Raw genomic sequence first — 16,873 nt, forward strand, 5'->3', positions numbered from 1 at the left:
ACTCCAACGTGAAGCGGTAATCCGGGCCCGGTGAACGTGTTTTCCCTCCCGTTGGAACGCTCCGTTCGTCGCGGATCCCGTCGCGGATCCCGTCGCGGGGTCCGCGCGTCCTTCTCCGACGAACTCGGAGAAGGACGCCTTCACCTTGGTCAGGACCTCGTCGGGGTCGGTGGCCCACACATCGGCGTTGAAGATCTCCACTTCGATGTCCCCCGTATAGCCCGCCGAGGCCGACGCCTCGGTCGGCGGCGCGAAGTCGATCACGCCTTCACCCATCACCCCCCCGGCCGAGCAGCACGTCGGTGGGGAGCGGGGAGGGGAAGTCGCACACCTGGTAGCTCGCGATCCGCCCCGAGGTCCTGGCGATCTGCTCCAGGACGTGCGGATCCCACCACACGTGGAAGGTGCCGACGACGACGCCCACCTGCTCGGGAGGGTACGGCCCGGCCAGATCGAGGGCCTGGCCCAGAGTGGACAGCACGGCCCGGTCGGCGCAGTACATCGGGTGCAGCGGTTCGGGGGGTGATGCGCGGGTCCGGAGGATCCGGCGGCCCGGACGCCATCTCGGAGCGAGATTTCACTGTTTACCGAAAATTCACAGCGCGTTAGCGCGAAAAAACGGGATTCCAAACCACCGCAATTTACATAATCGCAGATCAAGCGTACCTGACCATGGATTGATGCAGTATCCGACTAAGTGTCTCCTGACTCATCGTCAAACCATGACATTTGCGTATTTGTCATGACTTGAGACGTTCCGTCTGTCCTTCCCTCGCGGCGCCCAGACCCCCCGACTGGCCGAGGCGGAGTGACAGAAGGGGCCACTCGTGAAACGAGTTGTCACCGCGGCTTCCGCCGCCCTCATGACAATTCTCGTCACCCTTTCCCTGACGACCGGAACGGTGTCGGCGACCCCGCCCAACATCCCTTCGGCGGCGACCGCCGCCAGCCGGCTCGCGACACTCACCGTCGCCGCGGAAAGCAACCAGTCCTCCTATGACCGGTCGTTGTTCAACCACTGGATAACGATCAGCGGTACCTGCAACACCCGGGAGACGGTGCTCAAGAGAGACGGCGTCGGAGTGGTGGTCAACTCCAGTTGCGCGGCCACCTCCGGCAGTTGGTACTCCCCGTTCGACGGCGCGACCTGGACCGCCGCCGCCGACGTCGACATCGACCACATGGTGCCGCTCGCCGAGGCCTGGCGCTCCGGCGCCCACGCCTGGACCGGCGCGCAGCGGCAGTCCTACGCCAACGACCTCGGCGGGCCCGAGTTGTGGGCGGTGACCGACAACGTCAACCAGGCCAAGGGCGACCAGGATCCGTCGACGTGGCAGCCGCCGCTGAGCTCGTTCAGGTGCACGTACGCCAGAGCGTGGATCCAGGTGAAGTACTACTGGAAGCTGACGCTGCAGAGCTCGGAGAAGAGCGCCCTGCAGAGCATGCTCGCGACCTGCTGAGTGCTTCGTCAGCCCCTGTGCGGGGCCCGTTCCCGCACAGGGGCTGACATCGTTTCAGTAATCTACTTTGTAAAGGGCGGTGGCCGCTCCCTCAGGCCTGACCTTTGAGCTCCAGACGGAGCAGGGCCTTGGCGATCGGGTGGGCGGTCAGTCCGATCTGCCACTCGCGGGCGCCCAGCTCGCGCAGCCGGGCGGTGACGGTCTCGTCGTCGATGACGGGCGGCGGTTCCCAGGTCAGGCGGCGTACGGCGTCGGGCTGGATCAGGTTCTCGGCGGGCATGTGGTGCTCGTCGGCGAGCGCGGCGACCACGGTCCTGGCCGCGGCCAGCCGCCGGGCGGCCACCGGATCGCGGTCCATCCATCGGTTGGCCGGCGGTGGCCCGTCACCGGGGGTGCTGGGCTGCGGCAGCTCCGAGTCGGACAGCGAGCGGGCGGCGCCGATCGCGGCCAGCCAGTCGCGCAGGTGCCGCCGGGCGCTGCGGCCGGTGAACGGGGGGATCTCGGTGAGCGCCTTGGTGGTGCGGGGCAGTTCCAGGGCGGCCGTGACGATCGCCGAGTCGGGCAGGACACGGCCGGGGGCGACATCGGACTCGCGGGCGAGCTCGTCGCGGAGCGTCCACAGCTCCCGTACCACCGCCAGCCCGCGCAGCGAGCGGACCTTGTGGATTCCGGAGGTGCGCCGCCACGGGTCGGAGCGCGGAACGGGGGTCTTGTGCGCGAGCACGGAGGCGAACTCCTCCTGCGCCCACGCCAGCTTGCCGCTCGACTTCAGCTCCTCGTGCAGGATGTCGCGGAGCTCGATCAGGACCTCGACGTCGAGCGCGGCGTAGCGCAGCCAGTCCTCCGGCAGCGGGCGGGTCGACCAGTCGGCGGCCGAGTGCCCCTTCTCCAGCCTGAAGCCGAGGACGTTCTCCACCATCAGCCCGAGACCGACCCGCTCGTAGCCGAGCAGCCGGCCGGCCAGCTCGGTGTCGAACAGCTCACGTGGATGAAAGCCCACCTCCGCGAGGCAGGGCAGGTCCTGGGAGGCCGCGTGGAGCACCACCTCCGCGTCGGCCAGCGCCGTGTCGAGCCCCGACAGGTCGGGGCAGCGGATGGGGTCGATCAGGGCGCTGCCCGCGCCGGCGCGGCGTAGCTGTACCAGGTAGGCGCGGCCGCTGTAGCGGTAGCCCGAGGCGCGCTCTGCGTCGACGGCGACGGGGCCGGTGCCCTCGGCGAAGGCGCGCACCACGCGCGCGAGGGCGGCGGAGTCCTCGATGACGGGTGGGATTCCCTCGCGAGGCTCCAGCAGTGGAATTACGGTCGTCTCATCGGTCACGTTCTGAAGGGCTCCGGATCGTCGCGACGGCGCGACGGCAGCGCCGCCACGTCGGGTGGCAGGGGTGGGATGCCCGCGGCAAGGCACATCAGATCGCACCAGGCGGCGACATGGCCGGAGAGGTCTTCCTGTAGCGGTGACCAGGACGCACGCAGTTCCAGCTCGGTGGTCACCGGGTCTTCGGCCTTGTTGCCGAAGCCCTCGGAGACCGCTCTGGTAACGGTGCCTCCGGCGGCGGCGTAGCCGGCGCCGTGCGCGTCGAGCGACTCGGTGAGCCAGCTCCACGCGACGGGGCCGAGCAGCGGGTCTTCGGTGATCTCCGGTTCCATGTCGGCCCGCACGTAGGCGACGAGCCGGAACTGGCCGTCCCAGCCGCGCTGGCCGTCCGGGTCGAAGAGCACGATGAGGCGGCCGATCGCGAGCTCGTCGTCGTCGCGGTATACCGACGCGCCGATCGCGGCCGAGTGGGGGGCCAGGCGCTGCGGCGCCGGAATGTCCTCCAGCTCGATCTCGGGCCTGACCTCCGCGGGGCGCATGCTCGCCACCGCGCGCCTGAAGGCGGCGGGAGCGAGCGGCGTGTCACCGGCGGTCATATCGGAAGCGTAGGTCGAAATTGATCGCATGGGGACCACTGGGGTATGTGTAGGAGCCATTGGAACCGATCAAGTCGCTGCCGACGGCCTGTGGAGGGCGGGGGTGGCCCCGCCGCGGGGGAGTTCGGAGAGGAGCGCGTGACCGCGCTCGGCGTGGACCCGTTCGGCACCGGCCCGTTCCGGGTGTTCGTCCCGGCCGTGATCGACAGGTCGGGTCGGTTGTCGGAGAACCCGCACGCGGGCGCAGGAGGCACGGCGCTCACCGCGACGTTCGGGTGAACTCCACATGGTGGACATCGCACGGGCCTTTCGTCGGGTCGTGGTCCGACGTTGGCACGTCGCGCCGACATTTCCGCGCAGCGTGCTCGGCGTGTCCCCAAAGTGGTGCAGGAATCGATGCCGCGCGGTGACTTGGCGAACATTTGGACCAGCCGGGGGCCGGTCCAGGATCACCAATGGGAGGAACTGTACCCGGAAACATGATCGCTTCGTGCCGTGCGGCGCTGTTCTGCTGGTGTCAACATCGGATTTCATTGGACGAAGCTCTCGAAACCGGTAAGACACTATCGTTGTCATCACTTGACAGTGCCCGGGTGGTGTGAGGCGCAATCTCATTGAATAACTGGTGATTTCGGGCCGGTTCCGCTGGCCAGCGACCTTGGTGAGCCGACCGGTCACGGGACATGGCACCCTGGTGGGGTGACTTCCGAGCCTGCCGACTCCGCTTTCCTGCGCGCCTGCCGTCGCCGGCCCGTCTCCCACACACCGGTGTGGTTCATGCGCCAGGCAGGTCGCTCGCTGCCCGAGTACCGGGCGCTCCGCGAGGGGGTGCCGATGCTCACGGCGTGCGCCACCCCCGATCTGGTCGTGGAGATCACGATGCAGCCGGTCCGCCGTTACGGTGTGGACGCGGCGATTCTCTTCAGCGACATCGTCGTCCCGCTCAAGGCGATCGGCGTCGACCTCGACATCAAACCCGGCATCGGCCCGGTGGTGGCCGAGCCGATCAGGGATGCCAGGGCGGCCGAGGCGCTGCGCCCGATCGAGCCGGATGACGTCTCCTACATCACCGAGGCCGTCCAGGCGCTGACGAAGGAGCTGGGCGCGACCCCGCTCATCGGTTTCGCGGGAGCCCCCTTCACCCTGGCCTCCTATCTCATCGAGGGCGGTCCTTCCAAGAATCACGACCACACCAAGGCCATGATGTACGGCGAGCCGGGGCTCTGGCACGCCCTCATGGACCGGCTGACCGAGATCACCCTGGGCTTCCTGCGCGTGCAGCTCGCCGCGGGGGTCTCCGCCGTCCAGCTCTTCGACTCCTGGGTCGGCGCGGTGTCGCCCGACGACTACCGCGAGTTCGTCCTCCCCTACACCAGCCGGATCTTCGACGGCCTGGCCGGTCTGGACGTGCCGCGCATCCACTTCGGCGTCGGCACCGGAGAGCTGCTCGGCCTGCTCGGCGAGGCGGGGGCCGACGTCGTGGGCGTCGACTGGCGGGTCCCGCTCGACGAGGCCGCCCGGAGGGTCGGCCCCGGCAAGGCGCTGCAGGGCAACCTGGACCCGGCGATCCTGCTCGCCCCGTGGGAGGTCGTGGAGCGCCGCGCGGGCGACATCCTCACCCGCGCCGCCAAGGCCGAGGGGCACGTGTTCAACCTGGGGCACGGGGTGCTGCCGGGCACCGACCCCGACCAGCTGGCCCGCCTCACCGACTTCGTCCACGAGGCCTCGGCCCGCTGACCGTCCCCGGCGGCGGTGTACCGCCGCCCACACCGTCGTCAGGAACGGAGCGCTAGGGACGCTCGTACGGCACCGGCCCGTCCGTTCCCTCGGAGTCGTCCTCTCCCCGTGGATTCGCGGGGAGAGGCTCCTCGGCATCGTCAGGGCCGGGCTCCGTGTCCCCGGGGCCCGGAGTGAGCGACCGGTCACGGTTCCTCCTGAGGCGGAGCAGGAAGGCCGTCAGCAGCCAGGCCGGGACGATCACGATCAGCCAGGGAAGCAGCACGCCCAGGAGCGTCAGGCCGAGCTTGACGGCGACGACGAAGGCATTCCAGCCCGTCCGCAGGCCGCCGAGGAAGCCGGCGGGCTCGTCGTCCTCCTTCTTCTTCACCACGGTCGCCGGGCCGACCAGGTTCAGCGTCAGCGTCGCCGCGCTGGTCTGCGAGGCGAGGGTCTTCTGCCTGGCCTGCAGGGACTCCAGCTCGCTCTCGCGGTTGGAGACCTCCCGCTCCACCTCGAGCACCTCACCGATGGTGTTGGCCCGCTTCAGCAGCGTGCGCAGGGAGTCGAGCGCGGCCTTGGCCGACTTCAGGCGGCTCTCCACGTCGGCCACCTGCTCGGTGACGTCCTCGGTGTTCTGCCGGAGCGACTCGCGCGTGCCCAGCTCCTTGCCCAGGCGGTCGAGCGTGCCCGGATAGTTCCCCGGCGGGATCTTGAAGACCAGCGTCGCGGAGCCCTCGCCGTCGGAGTGGGCGTCGGAGTTCTCCATGGCCAGGTAGCCGCCCGCGGTGGTGACGATCTGCCGGGCCCGGTCGGCAGCCGCGGTGACCTCCTTCGCCCTGACCGTCATCTCCGCGGTGTAGATGATCGCCCGGTCCTGCGGGACGATCCTCACCTGGCCGGTCTGCGGGGAGCCGCCGCCCTCGGCCTTCGCCGCGCTCTGGGGAACCGCCTCGTTGGCCTGCCTGTTCACCTGCGCGCCGGCCAAGGGGGCCGCTTCGTCGGAGGACGTGGACTGGACCGACCCCCCGCCGCAGGCGGACACCAACAGTGCCAGGCCCGCGAGGGAGACGGCCAGGCGCGGGCCGTACCGGAATCTGCTCATGAACCTCATGACGGCGGGCGCGGCGGTGGAGTTCGGTGAGTGGCAGTCACGATGACGTCACGTTCTGCGCGCCGTCGGGTCACGGGGAGGGCGGGGCGCCGAGGCGGGAGACGGGACCGGGGGTGCGGAACGGTACGGTCAGGAGTCATGGAAGGCAACCGGAGGCATGTGGTGGTCGTCGGCGGCGGGATCGCCGGACTGGCCGCCGCGTGGCATCTGCGGCAGGGCGGTGAGCACCTGCGGGTGACCGTCCTCGAAGGCGCCCCGCGGGTCGGGGGCAAGCTGCACGCCACCGAGGTGGCGGGCGTCGCGATGGACGCGGGGGCCGAGGCGATGCTCGCCCGGCGGCCCGAGGGCAGGGAACTGGCCAGGATGGTCGGGCTGGGTGAGGAGCTGCGGCTCCCCGGCACGACCCAGGCGGCCATCCTGACCCGGGGCGCGCTGCGGCCCATGCCCAAGGGGCACGTCATGGGCGTGCCGTCCGACCTCCTCGCGCTGTCGAGGTCGGGCATCCTCTCCCCCGGGGGCCTGGCGAGGGCGGCGCTGGACCGGATCCTTCCGGCGACGCGCGTCAGCACGGATGTGTCGGTGGCGGCCTACATCCGGGCCAGGATGGGCGGCGAGGTGGTCGACCGGCTCGTCGAGCCGCTGCTCGGCGGCGTCTACGCGGGCCGGACCGAGCGGCTCTCGCTGGACGCGACCATGCCGAGGATCGCCATCGCGGCCAGGTCCGAGCGGTCGCTGCTCGCCGCGGCCGGGGAGATCGCCGCCGATGCCCCGAAGGACGCCGGGCCGGTCTTCACCACCCTGCGCGGGGGGATGGGCAGCCTGCCCGAGGCCGTCGCCGCCGCCTCAGGGGCCGAGATCAGGACCGGCGTCATGGTCAGGGAGCTGCGAAGGACCGAGGGCGGATGGCGGCTGGTGACCGGCCCCGTCCCGGCACCGGAGATCGTCGAGGCGGATGCGGTGATCATCGCCGTTCCCGCCCCGGCGGCGAGCCGGCTGCTCGCGGAGGAGCTGCCCCAGGCCGCCGCGGAGCTGGTCAGGATCGAGTACGCCGGCATGGCCATCGTCACCCTCGCCTACCCGAGAGAGGCGTTTCCCCGGCCGCCGTCCGGCAGCGGCTACCTGGTGCCGGCCGTCGACGGGCGCCCGATCAAGGCAGCCACGTTCAGCTCGGTCAAGTGGCCGCACCTGGCGGAGCAGGATCCCGGCCTGGTGCTGCTGCGCTGCTCGATCGGCAGGCTCGGCGAGGAGGCGGTGCTCCAGCGCGACGACGCGGAGCTGGTCGCGCTGGCGATGGCCGAGATGGTCGAGGTCATGGGCGTGCGTGGGCTGCCCCGCGACTCGCGGGTGACCCGTTGGGGCGGTTCCCTGCCGCAGTACGAGGTGGGCCACCTCGACCGGGTGGCGCGCATCCGGGCGGCCGCCGCCGCTTCGCCGGGGCTGGCGCTGTGCGGCGCCGCCTACGACGGCCTTGGCATCCCCGCCTGCGTCTCCACGGCACGCACTGCGGCAGCCCGGATTCTCGACCACCTGGACCCCAAGGGAGAATGGCAGGACAGAACCGATTCGTTGACGAAGGGGTGAGGACGACGGACGGGAACGCGCGGCCCAAGGCACGAGACCTGAACCAGGTGATCCGCTACACGATGTGGTCGGTCTTCAAACTGAGCGAGCGCTGCCCGGGACACCGTGAGGGCATGGCCGCCGAGGTCGAGGACCTCATGGCCCAGATGGAGCGCAAGGACGTGGTCACCCGCGGCCTGTACGACGTGGCGGGCTTCCGGGCCGACGCCGACTTCATGTTCTGGTGGCACGCTCCGACGGCCGAGGACCTGCAGGAGACCTATTCCCGCTTCCGCCGTACCGGCCTGGGGCGGCTGTCCGAGCCGGTCTGGTCGGCCATGGCGCTGCACCGCCCGGCCGAGTTCAACAAGTCGCACATCCCGGCCTTCCTGGCCGAGGAGGAGCCGCGCACGTACGTGAGCGTCTACCCGTTCGTGCGCTCCCTGGAGTGGTACCTGCTGGACGACGCAGACCGCCGCCGGATGCTCGCGGAGCACGGCAGGATGGCTCGCGACTACCCGGATGTGCGCGCCAACACGGTGGCGTGTTTCTCGCTGAACGACTACGAGTGGATGCTGGCGTTCGAGGCCGACGAACTGCACCGCATCGTGGACCTGATGCGTACCCTGCGCGGCGCCGAGGCGCGGCGGCACACCCGGGTGGAGATCCCCTTCTACACCGGTGTCCGCAAGCCGCCCAGTGAGCTGATCGCCGCGCTGCCGTAGCCTTCGCGCGTGCCGTAGCCTTCGCGCGTCCCGCCGCCATGAGGTTCGCTCTCCGGCGGCGGGATCTCTGTTCCGGAGATGAAGGGCGCGTCTCCCGTGACGGGTCGCCGAAAATAATCCCGTGAAGATCTCTTTACCGTCCCTTGCCTTTGTCATACTCGTGGAAAACCACCTGTCTATGTGAGGCCAAGGGTGAAAAGGGGCGAAGGTCTGGCACAGTCCGGGCGGCGTGCTCGGGGGCGCCGGAGAAAGAAGTCCCGGTCACGGGTTCTTGAGATCTCGGTGGGCGCCGCCGCGCTGGTGGTGGGGGTGCTCGCGGTGAGCGGGGTGTGGTCTTCCGGGGAGACGGCTTCGGGGGGCGGGGTGGTGCGGGTGCCGGCTCCCGGCGGTCCGGCCGCCGAGGGGCCGCCAGGGGACCCCGCGGCGGGCGCGGTGGTGGCCGCCGAGCTGGACGGGAAGAGCAAGGAGGACGCCGAGGAGGCCGCGAAGCGTTCCAAGACGGAGAAGAAGAGCCGGAAGGTCGGGGAGGCCGAGGCCTCGGGGCCTTCCAAGCACACCGACAAGAAGGCGTTGGCCTACTTCGAGAGCCGCAAGGTGACCAAGCGGGTCAGGGACATCCGAATGGTCGGTGGCTATCTACGGATATATACGGACCTGCCGGAGTCAGCGGACAACTCGAAGCAGGCGATCAAGTTGTGCGAGGCGGGTGTCGACTATCTCGTCGGAGAGCTCGGCGTACCCGACCCCGTGGTCTTCGTCCAGGCGGAGTTCGGAGAGAACGGCAACCCGGTTCTGGCCAACGTTCTCGGCCCCGACGACTCCGACTGCCGCGTCACCTACCCCGAGCCGAGGCGTTAGTCCGCGCGGCGCTCGGGCCGAGGCGTTAGTCCGCGCGGCGCTCGGGCCGGATCACCCGGACCCTGGTCCTGCCGCAGATCGAACAGCGCTGGGTGATCACCCGGCCGATGGTCTCAACGATCTCCCACTTGTGGCGGAGATGCACGGGAACTCCTTGGGCAGACACGCTACGGAGATCTGTGAATACTTTGCGTGATGTCGCTCTGCCCCTTTCGGTGCCTTGCTAACCTCCAGGACGGATCGATGTGGCTGTCCCCGCGCGTCACGGTCCGGCCGGTTCGCGACGCGCGAGCCGGTGGCCTACTCGGTGGGCTCCAGTCTCAGCGAGACGGAGTTGATGCAGTAGCGGTCGTCCGTGGGCGTGCCGTAGCCCTCTCCGTGGAACACGTGGCCGAGGTGTGAGTCGCAGGTCGCGCACCGGACCTCGACGCGGGCCATGCCCATAGAGCGGTCCTCTATCAGCGTCACCGTGTCGGACTTCGACGGCTCGTAGAAGCTCGGCCAGCCGCAGTGACTGTCGAATTTGGTGTCGGACCGGAACAGTTCGGTGCCGCAGGCGCGGCAGCTGTAGACGCCCACGGTCTTGGTGTCGACGTACTCCCCGGTGAAGGGGCGCTCGGTCCCGGCCTGGCGGAGTACGCGGAACTCCTCGGGAGAGAGCTGGACGCGCCATTCGGCGTCGCTCTTTACCACCTTTTCCATCCCATCAGCCTAGCGGTCGCCGCGGCGCGTGGAGAGGTGAGGCCCGGGATCGCCGGGTTCGGAAAATCTTGATGGGCGAAGCATCCTTTGATGCCCGTTTTGGCGTCTTTAAGTATGTGGAGGGTGGTTCACCCTCCCGCTGAGGGGTGAGATCACCTGCCCGGCCGTTCGCGTTCCGCGGACCGGCCGGAGTGCCGCCGTCCGGGTGCGCGCCAGCGCCTGGGCCCGGTGGGCATGTGCGGGTGATCATATGGTCCGCCCCGTCGAGTGCCCGGTCCCGCCGCCGCGGCGGCTCCGGGGCGGACCTGCCCTCCCGTCCTGACAGGGTTCGGCGAGGGGGACATCCCAGCCGTCAGCGGAAGCGGGAGGCGGCGGTCAGCCCTGGCGCCGTCGCACGAGGGCGAACGACATGTTCACGCTGATGATGCCGACCCACACGAGCACCAGGATGAACGCGAGGATCGAGTCGCCCAGGCCGGAGAAGGCCAGCCCGATCGTCGCGGGTATCCCGGTCGCCAGGGAGACGATCGCCAGCGCCAGCCGTTGCCCGGCATCCACGGAGGGGCGGACCGCCGGGCTCTCCTTGCGGGCGCGGGCGGCGAGCCGGTCGTCCACCCGCTTGTCGATCTCCTGGTCCATCTTCTCCAGGAAACCCTCGACGAGGGAGTCTTCGTATTCCGGTCCGAGGTCCCGGCGGGCGGCGAGCGAGGCCCGTAGCTCGTCGCCGGAGGAGGATGATCGTTCCATAGTCGAGATATATCGTTTCTCTAGGGGGATGTCCATATGAATGATGGAATGCCGGGGCCTCCGGCGCTACCGGGTACCGGCACCCTCGTCCAGCCGAACATAGCGCGTGAAGAGGAACCCCTCATCCTCCAGGACGTGGGCCAGGCGCAGGCGCGTGAGCGAGGGGGGGCCGTCGAGGGCACGGGCGGCGTCCCCGCCGATCAGCAGCGGGCTCACCGTCAGGCACAGCTCGTCCACCAGGTCCGCGGCGGCCAGCTGGGCGTTGGTCTTCGGGCCGCCCTCACAGAGCACCCTGCTCAGGCCGCGCTCGCTGAGCGCCTTCACCGCCAGTGCCGGATCGACCCGTTCGCCCCCGGCCACGATCACCTCGGCACACCTGGCGGCCTCCTCGCGGCGCTGCCTGGGGGCGGCCTCGCAGGTGACGACGATGGTCCGGGCATACGGTTCCGCCTCGGTGAACAGCGGGCCCGACAGGTCGAGGTCGAGCCCGCGAGTGATCACCGCCACCGGCGGGGCGGCCGGACGCCCCTCGCGCAGCCCCTGCCATGACGGCCTGGGCCGTGCCGGTCCGTACCCCTCGGCCCGCACGGTCGACGCGCCGGCCACGACGACGTCGGCCAGCCCGCGCAACGTCCAGAAGACCTGACGGTCGCCCCTGCCGGACAGCCCGCCCGACAACCCCTTCAACCAGGTCCCGCCGTCGGCGCTGGCGACCATGTTGACCCGCAGGCAAGGGCCGGCCGGGTAGGCGTAGGCGCGGGCGAGGTCGACCTCGGCCGAGCTCTCGGGATGAATGAAGCGCATGCCCCCACCATCGCACGGAAGCGGCCTGTGAGTTCTCCCGGAGCGGTTGACACTGGATCTCAGGGCAGGGGGTGACTTGGGGCGGCTTCCCGATACATGATTCTCTCCGGGAGACACGGGAGGGCTGTGTGGGGCTGGTCACGATCGTGACATGGTTGATCACCGCGATGGTCGGAATCTATCTGCTGTACCTGTGGCTCTCCGGGGGAGGGCTCCGCCAGCAGGCGACCAAGGTCACCCGCTTTCCCGCGCTGCTCATCTTCGCCCATCCGGCCCTGGCGGTGTCCGCCCTGGCCTGCTGGTTGGTGTACGTGCGCACCCTGGAGCCGGTCTTCGCCTGGCTGTCGTTCGGAGTCCTCGCGATCTCCGCGCTGCTGGGCTTCACCATGTTCACCCGCTGGCTGGGCGGCGGCCGCCACGCCCGCGGCGCCGAGCAGCGCTTCCCCATGGTCGCGGTCCTGCTGCACGGCGCGGCCGGTGTGGCGACGTTCGTGCTTGTCCTGCTCACCGCCGCGATCGCGTCAGGGGCCTGAAGAGCCGTGGGCGGCCTCGGCCCCGGACGCGCCGGTGAGGTGCTACGCCCGCTCGCAGTGCAGGACCTGCACCGAGCGGGAGGTCACCTCCACGGTGCTCTCGGCCGGCCATGACTCCTGCGGGGCCGAGGCGTGGCCCGGCCCCTCGTCGGCGGTGTCCAGCACCCGCCGCCACCGCTTGCCGTACTTCGCCTCGGGGAGGGTGAAGGTCATCTCCTCGTGATGGGCGTTGATCAGGAGCAGGAACGAGTCGTCCGTGATCCGCTCGCCGCGGGTGCCCGACTCGGTGATGGCGTCGCCGTTCAGGAAGACGGCCAGTGACTTGGCGTAGCCGGTGTGCCAGTCGGCCGCCGACATCTCCTCTCCCACCGGGGTGAGCCAGACGATGTCGCGGGTGCCGTCGTCGGCCTTGTTGCCGTGGAAGAAGCGGCGCCGCTGGAACACGGGGTGCTCGCGCCGCAGCTTGGAGAGGCTCCTGACGAAGTCGAGGAGGTCGGCCTCGTCGGTGGCCAGCGACCAGTCGATCCAGGAGATCTCGTTGTCCTGGCAGTAGGCGTTGTTGCTGCCGCCCTGGGTCCGGCCGAACTCGTCACCGGCCAGCAGCATCGGCACGCCCTGGGAGATGAACAGGGTGACCAGGAAGTTGCGGCGCTGGCGCCTGCGCAGGCTCACGATCTCCGGGTCCTCCGTGGGGCCCTCGACCCCGCAGTTCCACGACCGGTTGTCGTCGGTGCCGTCGCGGTTGTTCTCCTTGTTGGCCTCGTTGTGCTTGCGGTCGTAGGAGACCAGGTCGGTCAGGGTGAACCCGTCGTGGCAGGTGACGAAGTTGATGGAGGCCACGGGGCGGCGCCCCGAGGTCGCGTAGAGGTCGGCGGAGCCGGTCAGCCGGGAGGCGAACTCGGGCAGCGCGGACCCGCTGCCGCGCCAGAAGTCGCGGACGCTGTCGCGGTACTTGCCGTTCCACTCCATCCACAGCGGCGGGAAGTTGCCGACCTGGTAACCGCCGGGCCCCACGTCCCACGGCTCGGCGATCAGTTTCACCTGGGAGATCACCGGGTCCTGCTGGATCAGGTCGAAGAAGGCGCTCAGCCGGTCGACGTCGTGCAGCTCGCGGGCGAGGGCCGAGGCCAGGTCGAACCTGAAGCCGTCCACGTGCATCTCCAGGACCCAGTAGCGCAGCGAGTCCATGATCAGCTGGAGGGCGTGTGGCGAGCGGACGTTGAGGGAGTTCCCGCAGCCGGTGTAGTCGAGGTAGTAGCGCCGGTCGCCGTCGTGCAGGCGGTAGTACTCCCTGTTGTCGATGCCGCGGAAGCTCAGCGTGGGCCCCATGTGGTCACCCTCGGCGGTGTGGTTGTAGACCACGTCGAGGATGACCTCGATCCCCGCCTCGTGTAGCGCCCGTACCATCGCCTTGAACTCCTGCACCTGCTCGCCGCGCTGGCCTGAGGCGGAGTAGGCGGCGTGCGGGGCCAGGTAGGCGATCGTGTTGTAGCCCCAGTAGTTGGTCAGGCCCCTGGCGACCATCGCGTGCTCGGGCACGTACTGGTGCACCGGCATCAGCTCCACCGCGGTGACGCCCAGGCTCAGCAGGTGGTCGATGACCGCGGGATGGCCCAGCCCCGCGTAGGTGCCGCGCTGCTCGGCGGGCACCGCGGGGTGGCACATGGTGAGCCCGCGGACATGCGCCTCGTAGATCACGGTCTGGTGGTACGGGGTCCGGGGCGGTCTGTCGTTTCCCCACTCGAAGAACGGGTTGACCACCACGTTCTTCGGCACGAAGGGGGCGGTGTCCGTGTCGTTGCGGCGGCCGGGATCGGTGAACTGATAGGAGAAGAGCGCCTCGTTCCACTTCAGGTCGCCCTCGACGGCCTTGGCGTAGGGATCGAGGAGCAGCTTGGAGGGGTTGCACCGGTCCCCTTGAGAGGGGTTGTAGGGACCGTGGACGCGGTAGCCGTACCGCTGTCCCGGCATGATCCCCGGAAGGTAGCCGTGCCAGACGAACGCGTCGACCTCGGTCAGCTCGACGCGTTCCTCCTGCCCGTCGTCCCCGAAAAGGCAGAGCTCGACTCGTTCGGCGGATTCGGAGAACAGGGAGAAGTTGGCGCCCACCCCATCCCAGGTGCCGCCAAGCGGATAGGACTCTCCTGGCCAGACTTCGCGCATGTTCCCCTATTCTCCTCTGGTCGGGCACCCTTGTGCAGGGTGTTCTCGCCCTTGTCACTCTAAGGCGGCGTTGAGGAGATTTGCCTTAGTCTTTCGGTGCACCGTCCGTGGCCGTTACGTGACCACGCGCGCCCCGTGGGGCGCGCATGGTCACGAAGGCGCGGTGATCACCCGGCGGTGACCGCCCGATGAGCGGTTCAACCGTGATCAGCCCGATCACGGCCTGTCGGTCGGTCGTGATCGGTCATGACCGTGGGCGGTCGGCCGTGATCAGCTCAGCAGCTCGGCGTTGAGGCTGATCGTCGTGCCCGCGAGGGCCTTGCTCACCGGGCAGTTCGCCTTGGCGTTCTCGGCCGCCTCCTGGAACTGCTCGGCGGTCAGGCCATCGACCTGGGCGCGGACCGAGATGACGATCCCGGTGATGCCCTCACCCGGCTGGAAGGTCACGTCGGCCCTGGTCTCCACGGTCTGCGGCGGGGTGCCCGCCTGGGCCAGCCCGTGGGACAGGGCCATCGAGAAGCACGAGGAGTGCGCGGCCGCGATGAGCTCCTCCGGAGAGGTCTTGCCGCCTGCCTGCTCGGCACGCGAGGGCCAGGACACGTCGAACGTGCCCACCCCGGAGGAGTCGAGGGAGACGCTGCCCGCCCCGTCGAGCAGCGCGCCCTTCCACTGGGTCGTCGCGGTGCGTGTCGTCGCCATGGCGATCATCCTTTCGATCATGAAGTTCTGGCCATCACCGACCCTACTCGCCCCACCGGCACCGCCGCCCAGGTGGTTGCCGGAACGCCGGACACCCGCCGGGGCGGGGTCAGCAGGAGGCGCGGTCGATGAGGGGGGCCAGATCCAGCCCCGCGGGCAGCGTGCCGAAGGCGCGGCCCGCGTCGCCGGACAGGCGGGAGACGCAGAAGGCGTCGGCGACGGCCGCCGGCGCCAGCCGCACGAGCAGCGACCCCTGCAGCACCAGGGCCATGTTCTCGGCGACACTCCGGGCGCGGGCCTCGATGTCCGTCGTGTCGTCCAGGGACTTACGCAGACGGTCGACGGCGGCGTCCAGGTGGCGGTCGGCGCCGGAGGCGAGCGAGACCTCGGCGAAGAACGCCTCCTGTGCCTCGGGCTCGCGGCCCAGGGCGCGCAGCACGTCCAGTGCCGCGACGTTCCCCGAGCCCTCCCAGATGCCGTTCAGCGGCGAATCGCGGAACAGCCGGGGCATCTGCGACTCCTCGACGTAGCCGTTGCCGCCCAGGCACTCCAGCGCCTCGGCCGCGTGCACCGGAGCGCGCTTGCAGACCCAGTACTTGCTCACGGCCAGCGCGGTGCGGCGCAGCGCGGCCTCGGCGCGGTCGCCGGAGACGGCCCGGTCGGTGGCGCCGGCCAGCCGCGTCATCAGGGCGGTCGCCGCCTCCGACTCCAGGGCCAGGTCGGCCAGCACGTTGCGCATCAGCGGCTGGTCGGCGAGCTTCCTGCCGAACGCGGCGCGCTGCCTGGCGTGGTGAACCGCCTGCGTGACGCCGTACCGCATGCCGGCCGCGGAGCCGATCACGCAGTCCAGCCGGGTCATGTTGACCATCTCCAGGATGGTCCGCGCGCCCCTGCCCTCCTCGCCCACCAGATGGGCCGTCGCACCGTGGTACTCCACCTCGGCGCTGGCGTTGGACCGGTTGCCCAGCTTCTCCTTCAGCCGCATCAGCTGGACGGCGTTGCGGGTGCCGTCCGGCAGGATCCGGGGGAGCAGGAAGCAGGACAGCCCGCCGGGGGCCTGGGCGAGAACCAGGAACACGTCGCACATCGGGGCGGAGTTGAACCACTTGTGCCCGGTCAGCAGGTAGCTTCCGTCGCTCAGCGGCACGGCGCGGGTGGTGCCGGCCCGCACGTCGGAGCCGCCCTGCTTCTCGGTCATCGCCATCCCGGCGAGCACGCCGCGCTTGCCCAGCGGCGGGCGCAGCCCGAAGTCGTAGCTCCGCGAGGTCAGCAGCGGCTCCCAGACGGCGGCGAGCGCCGGGCTGTGGCGCAGCGCGGCGATCGACGCGTAGGTCATCGAGATCGGGCAGCCGTGCCCGGCCTCGACCTGGCTCCAGACATAGAACTTGGCGGCGCGGGCCACGTGCGCGCCCGGCCTGGCGCTCGCCCACGGGGTGGCGTGCATGCCGCCCTCGACGGCGACGGTCATCAGCTCGTGCCAGGCGGGATGGAACTCCACCTCGTCGATCCGCCGCCCGTACCTGTCGTGGGTGCGCAGCACGGGCGGATTCTCGTTCGCCAGCCGTCCCCACTCCTGGGCCTGCTCGGAACCGGCGAGGAGACCGAGCCTGCGCAGCTCCCCGGTGGCCCATCCCACGCCCTCCCGCTCCACGCCTTCCATGAGGGCGGCGTCGGCGGACACGTCGTGCCCGGTGAGCGGATGTGCCTGGTTGAAGACGTCATGGGTCACGTGGGGCCTCCGGTGAACTCATCCGGCCGTCGCCGGCTCCTGTATCTATCTCAACATCCCTCCGGGGGGTTGGTGCAGTTAATTGTGGTGCTATGTCCGGCTTTCGCGTGGAGTTGGGTGGGGGCGGCCTTAGGGAACGCCCCCGTGGAGTT

General features: G+C 69.9%; 16 protein-coding genes and 1 pseudogene. 7 read left to right on the forward strand and 10 right to left on the reverse strand.

What is annotated here, in order from left to right; all coding sequences use genetic code 11:
* Positions 1-117: 117 nt before the first annotated feature.
* Positions 118-517, reverse strand: a pseudogene (locus OIE13_RS06435) (sugar phosphate isomerase/epimerase family protein); the annotation flags it as partial.
* 310 nt (positions 518-827) lie between these two features.
* On the opposite strand from OIE13_RS06435, the gene OIE13_RS06440 reads away from it, so the two are divergent.
* The gene (locus tag OIE13_RS06440) at positions 828-1,460 is read left to right on the forward strand and encodes an HNH endonuclease family protein (protein ID WP_326829738.1); all 633 of its coding nucleotides are present in this window, start codon (positions 828-830) and stop codon (positions 1,458-1,460) included.
* A 91-nt stretch (positions 1,461-1,551) separates the two neighbouring features.
* Here OIE13_RS06440 and OIE13_RS06445 read toward each other — a convergent pair whose 3' ends face one another.
* Together OIE13_RS06445 and OIE13_RS06450 are read right to left on the reverse strand one after the other, a co-directional pair.
* Positions 1,552-2,778 carry a ribonuclease D gene (locus OIE13_RS06445; protein WP_326829739.1) on the reverse strand — a complete coding sequence of 409 codons (1,227 nt, stop codon included), beginning with the start codon at positions 2,776-2,778 and terminating at the stop codon, positions 1,552-1,554.
* Positions 2,775-3,371: a DUF3000 domain-containing protein gene (locus tag OIE13_RS06450; protein ID WP_326642064.1), complete on the reverse strand. Its 597-nt coding sequence runs from the start codon at positions 3,369-3,371 to the stop codon at positions 2,775-2,777. The genes OIE13_RS06445 and OIE13_RS06450 overlap by 4 nt, the downstream gene beginning before the upstream one ends.
* A gap of 138 nt (positions 3,372-3,509) precedes the next feature.
* Here OIE13_RS06450 and OIE13_RS06455 point away from each other — a divergent pair, with 138 nt between their 5' ends.
* Positions 3,510-3,650, forward strand: a complete 141-nt coding sequence (locus OIE13_RS06455; RefSeq protein WP_326642063.1) for a hypothetical protein — start codon at positions 3,510-3,512, stop codon at positions 3,648-3,650.
* 420 nt (positions 3,651-4,070) lie between these two features.
* Complete coding sequence (hemE, locus tag OIE13_RS06460; RefSeq protein WP_326642061.1) at positions 4,071-5,108, forward strand: uroporphyrinogen decarboxylase; 1,038 nt, start codon at positions 4,071-4,073, stop codon at positions 5,106-5,108.
* Positions 5,109-5,160: 52 nt separating this feature from the next.
* Here the strand turns inward: hemE and OIE13_RS06465 are convergent, their stop codons facing one another.
* Complete coding sequence (locus OIE13_RS06465; RefSeq protein WP_326642059.1) at positions 5,161-6,192, reverse strand: DUF4349 domain-containing protein; 1,032 nt, start codon at positions 6,190-6,192, stop codon at positions 5,161-5,163.
* 147 nt (positions 6,193-6,339) lie between these two features.
* On the opposite strand from OIE13_RS06465, the gene hemG reads away from it, so the two are divergent.
* The 3 genes from hemG (at position 6,340) to OIE13_RS06480 (ending at position 9,344) form a co-directional block, all read left to right on the forward strand.
* A complete protein-coding gene (gene hemG, locus OIE13_RS06470; protein WP_326642058.1) occupies positions 6,340-7,782 on the forward strand; it encodes a protoporphyrinogen oxidase in 1,443 nt (480 codons plus the stop codon).
* Positions 7,779-8,486, forward strand: coding sequence for a hydrogen peroxide-dependent heme synthase (gene hemQ, locus OIE13_RS06475; protein WP_442811626.1), 708 nt, complete (start codon positions 7,779-7,781; stop codon positions 8,484-8,486). The genes hemG and hemQ overlap by 4 nt, the downstream gene beginning before the upstream one ends.
* Positions 8,487-8,768: 282 nt before the next feature.
* A complete protein-coding gene (locus tag OIE13_RS06480; protein ID WP_326829740.1) occupies positions 8,769-9,344 on the forward strand; it encodes a hypothetical protein in 576 nt (191 codons plus the stop codon).
* Positions 9,345-9,644: 300 nt separating this feature from the next.
* Here the strand turns inward: OIE13_RS06480 and msrB are convergent, their stop codons facing one another.
* The 3 genes from msrB to OIE13_RS06495 form a co-directional block, all read right to left on the reverse strand.
* A complete protein-coding gene (msrB, locus tag OIE13_RS06485) occupies positions 9,645-10,046 on the reverse strand; it encodes a peptide-methionine (R)-S-oxide reductase MsrB (RefSeq protein WP_326642055.1) in 402 nt (133 codons plus the stop codon).
* Positions 10,047-10,421: 375 nt separating this feature from the next.
* Positions 10,422-10,793, reverse strand: coding sequence for a hypothetical protein (locus OIE13_RS06490; protein ID WP_326642053.1), 372 nt, complete (start codon positions 10,791-10,793; stop codon positions 10,422-10,424).
* A 66-nt stretch (positions 10,794-10,859) separates the two neighbouring features.
* The gene (locus OIE13_RS06495; protein WP_326642051.1) at positions 10,860-11,597 is read right to left on the reverse strand and encodes a pyrimidine reductase family protein; all 738 of its coding nucleotides are present in this window, start codon (positions 11,595-11,597) and stop codon (positions 10,860-10,862) included.
* A gap of 128 nt (positions 11,598-11,725) precedes the next feature.
* On the opposite strand from OIE13_RS06495, the gene OIE13_RS06500 reads away from it, so the two are divergent.
* Positions 11,726-12,130, forward strand: coding sequence for a hypothetical protein (locus OIE13_RS06500; RefSeq protein ID WP_326642049.1), 405 nt, complete (start codon positions 11,726-11,728; stop codon positions 12,128-12,130).
* Between the two features lie 42 nt (positions 12,131-12,172).
* Here OIE13_RS06500 and glgX read toward each other — a convergent pair whose 3' ends face one another.
* From glgX to OIE13_RS06515, 3 genes are all read right to left on the reverse strand, one after another.
* Positions 12,173-14,293: a glycogen debranching protein GlgX gene (gene glgX, locus OIE13_RS06505; protein WP_326642048.1), complete on the reverse strand. Its 2,121-nt coding sequence runs from the start codon at positions 14,291-14,293 to the stop codon at positions 12,173-12,175.
* Between the two features lie 270 nt (positions 14,294-14,563).
* Positions 14,564-14,992 carry an OsmC family peroxiredoxin gene (locus OIE13_RS06510; protein WP_326642046.1) on the reverse strand — a complete coding sequence of 143 codons (429 nt, stop codon included), beginning with the start codon at positions 14,990-14,992 and terminating at the stop codon, positions 14,564-14,566.
* A gap of 109 nt (positions 14,993-15,101) precedes the next feature.
* On the reverse strand, positions 15,102-16,721 hold the full coding sequence (locus OIE13_RS06515; RefSeq protein ID WP_326642044.1) for an isovaleryl-CoA dehydrogenase: 1,620 nt from the start codon (positions 16,719-16,721) through the stop codon (positions 15,102-15,104).
* Between the last annotated feature and the right edge of the window lie 152 nt (positions 16,722-16,873).

The organism is Streptosporangium sp. NBC_01810, from assembly GCF_035917355.1.
In the GTDB taxonomy this organism is placed as follows: Bacteria; Actinomycetota; Actinomycetes; order Streptosporangiales; family Streptosporangiaceae; genus Streptosporangium.

Coding starts and splice junctions, on each gene's coding strand:
- OIE13_RS06465 (WP_326642059.1), bottom strand. CDS start 6,192: ATGAGCAGATTCCGGTACGGCCCGCGCCTGGCCGTCTCCCTCGCGGGC.
- OIE13_RS06450 (WP_326642064.1), bottom strand. CDS start 3,371: ATGACCGCCGGTGACACGCCGCTCGCTCCCGCCGCCTTCAGGCGCGCG.
- glgX (WP_326642048.1), bottom strand. CDS start 14,293: ATGCGCGAAGTCTGGCCAGGAGAGTCCTATCCGCTTGGCGGCACCTGG.
- msrB (WP_326642055.1), bottom strand. CDS start 10,046: ATGGAAAAGGTGGTAAAGAGCGACGCCGAATGGCGCGTCCAGCTCTCT.
- OIE13_RS06510 (WP_326642046.1), bottom strand. CDS start 14,992: ATGGCGACGACACGCACCGCGACGACCCAGTGGAAGGGCGCGCTGCTC.
- OIE13_RS06490 (WP_326642053.1), bottom strand. CDS start 10,793: ATGGAACGATCATCCTCCTCCGGCGACGAGCTACGGGCCTCGCTCGCC.
- hemG (WP_326642058.1), top strand. CDS start 6,340: ATGGAAGGCAACCGGAGGCATGTGGTGGTCGTCGGCGGCGGGATCGCC.
- OIE13_RS06495 (WP_326642051.1), bottom strand. CDS start 11,597: ATGCGCTTCATTCATCCCGAGAGCTCGGCCGAGGTCGACCTCGCCCGC.